Source organism: Aminivibrio pyruvatiphilus, from assembly GCF_004366815.1.
GTDB classification, from domain to species: Bacteria; Synergistota; Synergistia; order Synergistales; family Aminobacteriaceae; genus Aminivibrio; species Aminivibrio pyruvatiphilus.
The window spans coordinates 17,843-27,585 of the sequence record NZ_SORI01000028.1; the positions used below are offsets into that span (position 1 = coordinate 17,843).

Annotated in this window: 4 protein-coding genes; 3 read left to right on the plus strand and 1 reads right to left on the minus strand. The window is 62.7% G+C overall.

Translation table 11 applies throughout. The annotated features are described in order from the left end of the window. On the minus strand, positions 1–5,349 hold the full coding sequence (locus C8D99_RS13855) for an Ig-like domain-containing alpha-2-macroglobulin family protein (protein ID WP_133959100.1): 5,349 nt from the start codon (positions 5,347–5,349) through the stop codon (positions 1–3). Between the two features lie 315 nt (positions 5,350–5,664). Here C8D99_RS13855 and clpB point away from each other — a divergent pair, with 315 nt between their 5' ends. From clpB to C8D99_RS13870, 3 genes are all read left to right on the plus strand, one after another. Further along, complete coding sequence (gene clpB, locus C8D99_RS13860; RefSeq protein ID WP_133959101.1) at positions 5,665–8,307, plus strand: ATP-dependent chaperone ClpB; 2,643 nt, start codon at positions 5,665–5,667, stop codon at positions 8,305–8,307. Between the two features lie 31 nt (positions 8,308–8,338). After that, positions 8,339–8,650, plus strand: a complete 312-nt coding sequence (locus C8D99_RS13865; RefSeq protein ID WP_133959102.1) for a hypothetical protein — start codon at positions 8,339–8,341, stop codon at positions 8,648–8,650. Positions 8,651–8,807: 157 nt separating this feature from the next. Continuing rightward, positions 8,808–9,743 (plus strand): MFS transporter (locus C8D99_RS13870; protein WP_133959103.1); only part of this gene is annotated, 936 nt, incomplete at its 3' end.

Below are 9,743 nucleotides of genomic sequence, written 5' to 3' on the forward strand. Positions count from 1 at the left end.
TCAGCGGATTTCCACCGTTCCGGCGGCGGTCACCGCGCCGGTGTCGGGAGCGTACATGCCCTCCGCGGCAAGGGGAGGCAGGGTAAAGGTTCCCCTGCTGACGGCCCTGACGAGGTACCTGTACTGGAGGGGCTTGTCAAGATAGTCGATGAAGAGGAGCATCCGGTCGTCCCGCATCTCCGCCCTGACACCGTAGGTCCTGTTGGGTGACGGCGGCAGGTCCGCTCCTCCGGAAAGGCGCAGGTTCTCGATCTCCATTCCTCCCGGCAGCATATCGGTGACCACGAGGTCCCTCAGGGGTGCCGCCGGAGTGATGGTGAGGGTGACCTCGATGCGGTCGCCCCGTTCCACAGGAGTCCCCTGAGAGACGGGATCCCCCTGCCTGTTCGCCCATGCCCGGCTCACCGTGACTCCCCGCGAGCCCGGTGCCGGAGCCTTTTCGGGCACGCCGGCGGCAGTCCAGGCGTAGTAGGCGGTTCCGTCTCCCGTCAGTTCGAGGGAGAGCGGTCCTTCGGGGAGGTCCTTCAGATCCAGGGACATCCTCTTTCCGTCGGAGAAGGAGGCGACCTGGGTTCCCGACTGATCCATGAGGACCGCCGTGAAGGGTTTCCTGGCTTCCTTCGTCCGCTCGATCCACCGTCCCAGGGCGAGGACGCTCATGGCGTTGTCCTGGGTGGTGCCCCATGCCTTCTTTCTCGCCTCGCCGATGAGCTTCCCGGCAAGTTCGGCCGCAGGGGCGGACAGGGGGTCCACCTCCGTCCACATGAGGAGTTTCAGGGCGTCAGTTCTGGAGACCGATTCCAGGGTGGTGATGTCCCCTTCCCGGAGGGAGGGCGCCCCTGTCCCGAGCTCCTTCAGAGGTTCGGATGTCTTCGACGAGAGGGCGTAGGCGCCGGCGAGGAACACCGTCCCCGATCCCCTGAGAAGGTTTTTGTGTTCGCCGATGTGGGCCATCCACCCAAGGGGAGGTTCTCCCGCAAGGGCAAGGACATAGGAAGCGTAGGCCTTCAGCGTCATGTTTTCCCTCATTCTCCATTCGCTTTCATCGTCCGGCATCAGGGGCAGGAGGGCCCTGACGTAGGAGAGGGCACCGCCGACAAGGTCTTCAGGCACAGGAATTCCGCTCTTCTGCGCCTCCACGAGGAAATGGGCGGCGTAGACGGATCCCCACGGGTAGGCTGTCGAGCTCCCCGGCCAGGACGCGAAGGCTCCGTGGTAGAGCTGCATGGCGCCGATCTGCCGGATTCTGAGGGCCAGGGCGGCGTCAAGTTCATCCCTGTTCACCAGGGCAGGATCGATGTCGGCGGCCAGTTCCGGAAGGACGAGAAGGGGCCATGCGCCGGAAACGGTCTGTTCAAGGCACCCGTAGGGATAGGTCATGAGGAAGACGGAGGGGCCCAGGAGATCCAGCGCCGGGAGGTCGGAAAGAACCAGGCGCCCTTCCTCCGTTCCGCTGAACCATGCCCTGGGGATGGCGATCTCTCCGCTCTCTCCGCCCCGCACGAGTCCAGACCCGGAAAGGGCGATCCTCGGGAAGGCCGGGCGTACGGGGAGATCGAGGTCCTGGGTGAAGGTGCCTCCCTCCCACTCGGTGACCACAGACAGGAATGCCATTCCCGCCTCGGGTCCGGCGGTGAACCGGGCGGTGAAGAGGGCTTCGTCCCCGTCCTTTTTCAGGTCGGCGATGAACTCCCGTTTGCCGTTGACGGAGAGCGGTCCTTCCGCGGTGATCTTCACCGTGGCCCTCCGTTCCCCGGAAGCCCCGGAAAAGACCTTCAGGGGCGCGAAGAAGCTGTCGCCGGGGGAGACTGCCCTCGGCAGGGACAACTCGGTGGTAACTTCTCTCGCCATGACGATGTGGGTCTCCGCCATGCCGAAAGCGTCACCGGAGGCGGCCACGGCCATGAGACGGCCCTTGCCGCTGAACTCGGGCAGATCAAGCTCCGCTTCGAAAGAGCCTCGCTCGTCGGTGGCGATGTTCCCGGCGAAGACGGACAGGAGCAGGAACGACCGGGCAGAAAGGGGCGACAGGCCCGCCCTGAGGGCGGCCATGGCATCTTCCCCCGCGCCTCCGCCGGGTTTGAGGAGAGGCGTTTCCCTGGATTCCAGGGGAAGGAGCAGGTCGTACATATCATGGACCGAAAGGCCGAGAGCCCGCTTGGCCATGAAGTATTTCCAGGGATCGGGGGTGGCGAAGCCGGTGAGGGAAAGGATGCCCTCGTCCACGAAGAACAGGGAGACTTCACCCTTCCTCGGGATGCCCGCCCCGTCCTTCAGTGTTCCGGCGACCTTTACCGCTTCGCCCGGAAGGACGCGGTCAGGAGCCCCGAGGGATACGGAGAGCTTTTTCTCCGTCCGTTCCACCGGAACGGACAGGGTTCCCAGGGCCCTGTGGCTGCCCCAGGCCTCGCCCTCCTTCACCGGGCGGATGACCCATGCGGTGATATAGGCATTGGGGATCATCTCGTCGGACAGGGGGATATCAAGGGTGATCTCTCCCTTGTCGAGGGGGATGACCTTCCGGAAAAGCTCCCTGTCGGTGTCCACCGTCACGAGGAGATTGCCTGCGAAGGGGCTCCGGAAGGATAGGGAGGCCGTTTCGCCGGGGGCGTATTTTTCCCTGTCGACCCTGATGACGACCCTGTCCAGAAGGGTGGAGCCCGCCGACTCGCCTGCCCCGTAGGGGGCCCAGGCGTACATCTGGGCGGAAGCGGTGCTTCCCGATGTCTCGTCGGAGAAATGGACCACGTATTCTCCCCAGCTTTTCGGGGTGAAGGAGAAGGTGCCTACGCCCTCCTTCAGAGAGACCGTTCCTTCCGACTGGGGAACTAGTTCCGTCTGGACCTGCATCCGGGTCTGGTTGTCCACCTTCACAAGGTTGTAATGGCGATGGACGAGGAAGAGGGTTCCCACCACCATGTCGAGGTCGGCGGGTTCTCCCTCCGGTGTCACCGCCGCCACCCTGACGGAGGTTTCCCTGCCGGGAACCGCGTCGCCGGAGGGCTTCTCGATGCCGAGGTAGACAGGGTAGGGATGGAAGGGCATGGAAAGGGATGTGGAAACCCACCGGCCGCTTTCCTCCATGACCTTCAGGAGGAAGAGAAGGTTCACCGAGGCCGGTGGCGACCAGCCATCCGGAGCCTCGAAGGAAACCTTCCCTTTTCCCGTTTCGTCCAGAGTACCGTCACCGATGAACTCCGCGAAGGGTTCGAACTTCTTTTCCATGTCGCCGAAGGTGAAGGCCTTCCATCCTTCGGGCCGGAAGGCTGCGGACGAAGCGCGGACTTCGGCTTCGAAAGGAAGTCCCGCCGCCGGTGCGCCGAAGAGATAGGAGGAGGCGATTTCCACGTCGGCACTCTCTCCCGGGAGAAGGTATTTGGTTTCGGACGCTGCTTTCACCTCCAGGCGAGGGGCGACGAAATCCTCCACGAAGAAGGATGTGCGGCCGAGGGGGCTTTTCTCGTCGCCGGGAAGGAACACTTCCGCGCTGTAGTTCCCCGTGGGCGAGGCCGGGGCCAGGGCCGCATGGAAGGAGGCCATTCCCTCGGGAGACAACATGGCGGTTCCCCGGGCGACTTCCCGCCCAAGGGACGAGCGGACCACGTAGAGAACGGGGAAGGGATCTGGAGGCATCCTGCGGGCATCCCGGACGATGGTTGAGAAATCCACCCGTTCACCGGGCCGGAAGACTCCTCTCGGGGCGAACACCATGGCGTCGTACCCGGTGCTCCATGACCGGCCGCCCGTGTCGAACCCCCCGTCGGCGAGGAGATTGGTATCAAGCTTCAGGAAGGAGAGGTCGTCCCCCTTTTCCACGGTGACGATGGCGGGGACGAGCTGGGGATCCCAGGGCTCTTTCCCGCTCCAGGACCAGATGCCGGTGCCGTCGGTGGATCCCGAGGCGATCAGCTGGTTGCTCTTTGAATACACCTTGACGGAAGCGCTCTCCACGGGCTTCATCCCGAGGATGGTGTTCACCCAGACGGTGATCCCTGCCGGGGCGACCCTCGCCGTGATGCCAAGGTCGGTCACGGCCACGAGCTGTTCGGCCTCGCCCCAGTATTCGCCGGAGACGTCGGAGGCGGTGAGCAGGAAGACGCCCTTGGACTCACCGGCGAGCTCCTTCAGGTCGATGGCCCTGCGGACGGGTGTGTTCAGCGCTCCCTCGGGCCGGGCGTTCTTCGTTACGATTCTCCTCGTGAGGTCCCGGGGAACGGAATATCCCTGCATGGTCATGGCCAGGGGGATGTTGTTCTCGTAGACCCTCCAGAGGTTCAGGCTGACTTCCTCGATATTGACAGTTTCTATGGGGACTCTCAGGTCGCCGGCGGGGGAGAGGAAGGTGCCGGCGGCGGGGAAGAGAAGCACGGGGTACATATCGGGGAAGATAACCGCCTTCGTGTAGTCGGCTTCGAGTTTCGAGCCGTCCCTGGAAGGAAGCCCCTTCTTCAGGGTCACTTCGAAGCGCTGCCTGGGTTTGAAGTCTCCCAGGATGGTAAAGCCGTTGTATCCCGGTTCCACGGTGAAGGGGGTCTTCGGGGAGAGCTCCACGAATCTGGCAGCCGAGGCCATGTCTGCCCCGATGGATGTGGTGATGGTGATGCCGCTCTGTTCGGGGTAGTTGCTGGAAGCGTAGGCTCCCCGTATTTCCATCTTCCGGGTGACCGTGACTTCCTGCCGGACTTCCTTTTCTATTCCAAGGGGGCCGGCGTCGCTGGTCATTCCGGCGGCCAGGATCACCCGGAGTTTCTGCTCGCTGAAGGGGGGGGTGAAAACCTGGATGCGGGAGGACGGGGCGTTGCCGGAGAAAAAGTACTCCACAGCCTGGTTTTTGTCGTTGGCAAGGACGAGGTAACCCCGGAGCCTGAAGGGGGATACGGGAAGGTTGAACGCCAGCTCGAGAACGGCGTTGCCGTTTTCGGTGAAGTCCACCTGCTGGACCCGAAGAAGCTTGAGGGATTCGGTGGAGAATTCCCAGCTCTGCCTGCCCACGAGCCTGCGCCCCGCCGTGTCCCTGAGGTCATCCCTGAGGGTGGCCCGGAAAAGGGTTGCGGAGGGAAGGTTTGCCAGGGGGGTGAAGACGAAGGTTTTGGCATCTGTCCATTTCCCTTCTCCCCGAATGGAAGGGGAAAAGGCCACGGGATGCCGGTCCGCCGGTAGGGCCTTACCGACCAGGTTCTTCGGGGCCGCCGCCTGGGAAAATACGATCTTGACGGGGGGTCTTCCCTTGACCGTTCCCGAAGGGGAGAAAGAAAGGACGGAGAACTCGTCCGCCGGGGCTGCTTCGGCGAGTCCGGTCCCCCCCGCGAGAAGTAACAGCGCCAGAAACATCAGGATCAGCCTTTTCATGCATATCCTCCTCTTTCACTGTATTTCGGCATGTCGTTCTTTTGTCAAAGGGGCGCGGAAACATCTGCATTATACCCTTTTCCCCCGGGGGATGCCTCACCCTGAAATTCCCCGTCCGGGTGGTCCTGAAGGGTGGGATGTCCCTTTCCCCCGAGGAGGCGCAGGACGGCGGAAAGGGGCAAAGACACGGGGCAGGAGGAGGGGAAAGAGAAAAAGTTTTTTTCTTCCGGAAAAATCATTTTCCCCCTTGCCTACGGAAAAAAGTCCGTTATAATCTTATTGGTTAGTAAAGGTCAATAAAAAGGAGGCCTTCCCATGGACTTTGCAAAACTCACGAAAAAATCTCAGGAGGCCCTGTCTGAAGCCCAGAACAAGGCCATTTCCTACGGACACGCCGAAACGGACGGAGAACATCTCCTTCTCGCGCTCCTGGAACAGCCGGAGGGGCTCATTTCCCGCATTCTCTCCAGGACGGGCGCAGACCCTTCGGCTCTTGCGGGCAGGGTCGAACAGGATCTCTCCCGGCGGCCGAGGGTCACCGGACCCGGCGTGGAGCCGGGGAAGATCCGTATTTCCCCCCGCCTGTCGAGACTCCTCCTGAAGGCGGAAGAACGGGCGGACAGGCTGAAGGACGAATACGTTTCCGTGGAGCATCTCTTCGCATCCTTCTTCGACGAGGGGCGGACCACGGCGGCAGGCCGGATCCTGGCCGAAGGAGGAGTCACCGAGGAGAAATTTCTGACGGCCCTCACGGAGGTGCGGGGCCGGGCCAGGGTATGCAGCGACAATCCCGAATCCACCTACGAGGCCCTGGAGAAGTACGGCCGGGACCTGGTAGCCATGGCCCGGGCGGGGAAGCTTGACCCCGTGATCGGGAGGGACGAGGAGGTACGGAGGGTCATCCGGATCCTCAGCAGGAAGACGAAGAACAACCCCGTGCTCATCGGCGACCCCGGCGTTGGGAAGACGGCCATCGTGGAGGGGCTCGCCGGGCGCATCGTGAACGGCGACGTGCCCGAGGGGCTTCGGGACCGGTCCATCTTCGCCCTGGACATGGGGGCCCTGGTGGCCGGCGCCAAGTTCAGAGGCGAGTTCGAGGAACGGCTGAAGGCGGTCCTCAACGAGGTGAAGGAGAGCGACGGGAGAATCATCCTCTTCATCGACGAGCTCCACACCATCGTGGGGGCAGGTGCCGCCGAGGGAGCCATCGACGCAGGGAACATGCTCAAGCCCATGCTCGCCAGGGGAGAGCTTCACTGCATCGGCGCCACCACGGTGGACGAGTTCAGGAAGCACATCGAGAAGGACGCCGCCCTCGCGCGGCGGTTCCAGCCCGTGCTGGTGGAGCAGCCCTCCGTGGAAGACGCCGTTTCCATCCTGAGGGGGCTGAAGGACCGGTTCCAGGTCCACCACGGGGTGAAGATCCGGGACAACGCCCTTGTGGCTGCGGCGGTGCTGTCGAACAGGTACATTACGGAACGGTTCCTTCCGGACAAGGCCATCGACCTGGTGGACGAGGCCTGCGCCATGATCCGCACCGAAATTGACTCCCTTCCTGCGGAGCTCGACACGGTCTCCAGGAAGGTCATGCAGCTCGAGATCGAGGAGGCGGCGCTGACGAAGGAAAAGGACTCCGCCAGCCTGGGGCGGCTGAAGAATCTCCGGGCCGAACTCCAGGAGGCCCGGGAGGAGCAGGTCTCCCTCCGGGCGGGGTACGAGGCGGAAAAGCAGGGGCTGGCCGAAGTTCGGGAACTCCGGGAGCAGATCGAGTCGGTCAGGAGGGACATAGGGAAGGCGGAAAGGGAGTATGACCTCAACCGTGCGGCCGAACTGAAGCACGGCACCCTTCCCCAGCTTGAGGACAGGCTCCGGAGGAAGGAGGAGGAAATCCAGGCCCGCGGGCAGGGAACCAGGATCCTCCGGGAGGAAGTGACGGAAAACGAAATCTCCGAAATCGTGAGCCGCTGGACGGGGATTCCTGTGAACAGGCTCCTGGAGGGAGAGAAGGAAAAGCTCCTCAGGCTGGGCGACATCCTCCACCGGAGGGTGGTCGGCCAGGATGAGGCGGTGGACCTGGTGGCGGACGCCGTGCTCAGGGCACGGGCCGGAATCAAGGACCCCAGGCGGCCCATCGGCTCCTTCATCTTCCTCGGCCCCACGGGCGTGGGGAAGACCGAGCTCGCCAAGACCCTTGCCGAGGCACTCTTCGACAGCGAGGACAACCTCGTCCGGCTCGACATGTCGGAGTACATGGAGAAGCACTCCGTCTCCCGCATGGTGGGGGCGCCCCCGGGCTACGTGGGGTACGACGAGGGCGGGCAGCTCACCGAAGCGGTCAGGAGGAAGCCTTATTCGGTGCTGCTCTTCGACGAGATCGAGAAGGCCCATCCCGACGTGTTCAACATCCTGCTCCAGATCCTGGACGACGGCAGGATCACCGACAGCAGGGGACACGTGGTGAACTTCAAGAACACGGTGATCATCATGACGAGCAATATCGGGGCCCCCCTCCTGCTCCAGGGCATTACCTCCGAAGGCGAGATCCGGGAGAATGCCAGGGACGGCGTGATGGAGGAGCTGCGGCGGTCCTTCAGGCCGGAGTTTCTGAACCGGGTGGACGACGTGGTCCTCTTCAAACCCCTCACCCCCGCCGAGATCGGGCGGATCGTCCGCCTGCTGGCGTCGGCCCTGTCGGACCGCCTCAGGGAGCGGAACATCTCCCTGGAGATCACGGACCGGGGAGCGGCCTTCATCGCCGCCGCAGCCTACGATCCCGTGTACGGAGCCCGGCCGCTGAAACGTTATATGGTCCGGAACATCGAGACCCCCGTGGCCAGGATGATCATCTCCGGAGAGGCCGGGGAGGGAACGGTCATCATCGTGGACGAAGGTGAGGGAAAGCTGGTGCTTCGGACGGCTGCCTCAGGTGAGGAAGACGTTCAGCCGAATAATAGCTAAAGACCTTTTTGGTGAAGGGGGGACGGCGGAAGTGAAAATCGAACCTGTCCGGGGCGGGGGGATCCTTCCCCCTCTTCCGGCCGATGACGGCGGAACAGACAGGGAGGAAGCCCTGAAAAAAGTGGAGAAGGCGAAGCGGGAAGTGGAAAAGGAACGGCTCGACATCATGGACCGCCACCACGAGTCCGTCAGGAAGTCAGCCGAGACTTATGACAAACTGGTAAAGAAGAAACTCCTGGAGGAGGAGATCGAGAAGAGACGGCTCCACCAGAGGGAATTTCTCGAAGAACGGGCGGAGGAGGCGGAGCTCCGGAGAAAACAGGGGGCTACAGAAGCGGACTGACGGCACACCAGCCGGAAGTCCGGATGAATGACCGGAAGGCGGGACAGTGCCTTCCGGTTTTTTGCATTATGTATTTTTAACGCCAGCCAGTATTACAGATTCCTTCATTCGTGGTACTATTTGCCTCGATCATTATCCGAAGGAGTGACCTTTCTTTATGACGTCAAAAACTTTCCGCCTCTTCCGTACCGAGAGTTCCGGGTTCAAGCTGTCCCTGCTCTCGGCGGGGCATTTTTTCAACGACCTGTACGCCTCCTTTCTGCCCACCTTCATCCCCACGCTCATTTCCCGTCTGGGCATCACCATGGCCCAGGCCGGTTTTTTCAGCACCTTCCTCGGCGTGATCCATATCATCTTCCAGCCCGTCATAGGGTACCTTTCCGACCGGTCGGCGAATCCGTGGCTGGTCATTTGGGGTCCCATCCTCACCTGTTTCGGCGCCACCATGATCCCCCTGTCGCCCACCTACGGAACGGCTCTCTTTTTCGTCGGGCTGTGGGGACTGGGGAGCGCCATGTTCCATCCCCAGGGGCACGGCGGAGTGGGACACGTGGTTCCCCGGGACAGGCTGACCGTCTCACTGGCCCTCTTCGCCGTGGCCGGGACCGCGGGGGTGACGGTGAGCCCCCTCTTCGCCGTCGCCCTGGTGAATACCGTAGGCCTGAAACTCATGCCCGTGGTGGCCATTCTTCCGGTGCTTGTGCTCGGCATTTTCACGTGGCGGACCATGCCCTCCATCTCCCATGAAAGCGGGGACGCCATGACGCCCCAGAAGGGGCTGCTCTCCACCATGAAATCCGTTTTCGCCGTCATTTACCCCATCTGGGCCATGTCCACCGTGAGGGATGCCGCAAGCCAGGGAGTGCGGATGTTCTTTCCCATCCGCATCGCCGCTGAAGGTGGGGATATCGCCTTCGTGGGCACCGTTCTTTTCCTGATCATGCTGGGAAGCACCATCGCCATGCTGGTCATCGGCAAGATGGCCGACAGGTACGGCAAGAAGCAGACCCTGACGGTCACCATGGCGCTCTCCTCCCTCTTTCTTTTCGCAGGGCGGGCGTCGGGGGGGTGGACTGCCATCCTCTTCTTCGTC

Bases quoted from the DNA above. Each gene is read 5' to 3' on its own strand.
- C8D99_RS13855 (WP_133959100.1), bottom strand. From the start codon at position 5,349: ATGAAAAGGCTGATCCTGATGTTTCTGGCGCTGTTACTTCTCGCGGGG.
- clpB (WP_133959101.1), top strand. From the start codon at position 5,665: ATGGACTTTGCAAAACTCACGAAAAAATCTCAGGAGGCCCTGTCTGAA.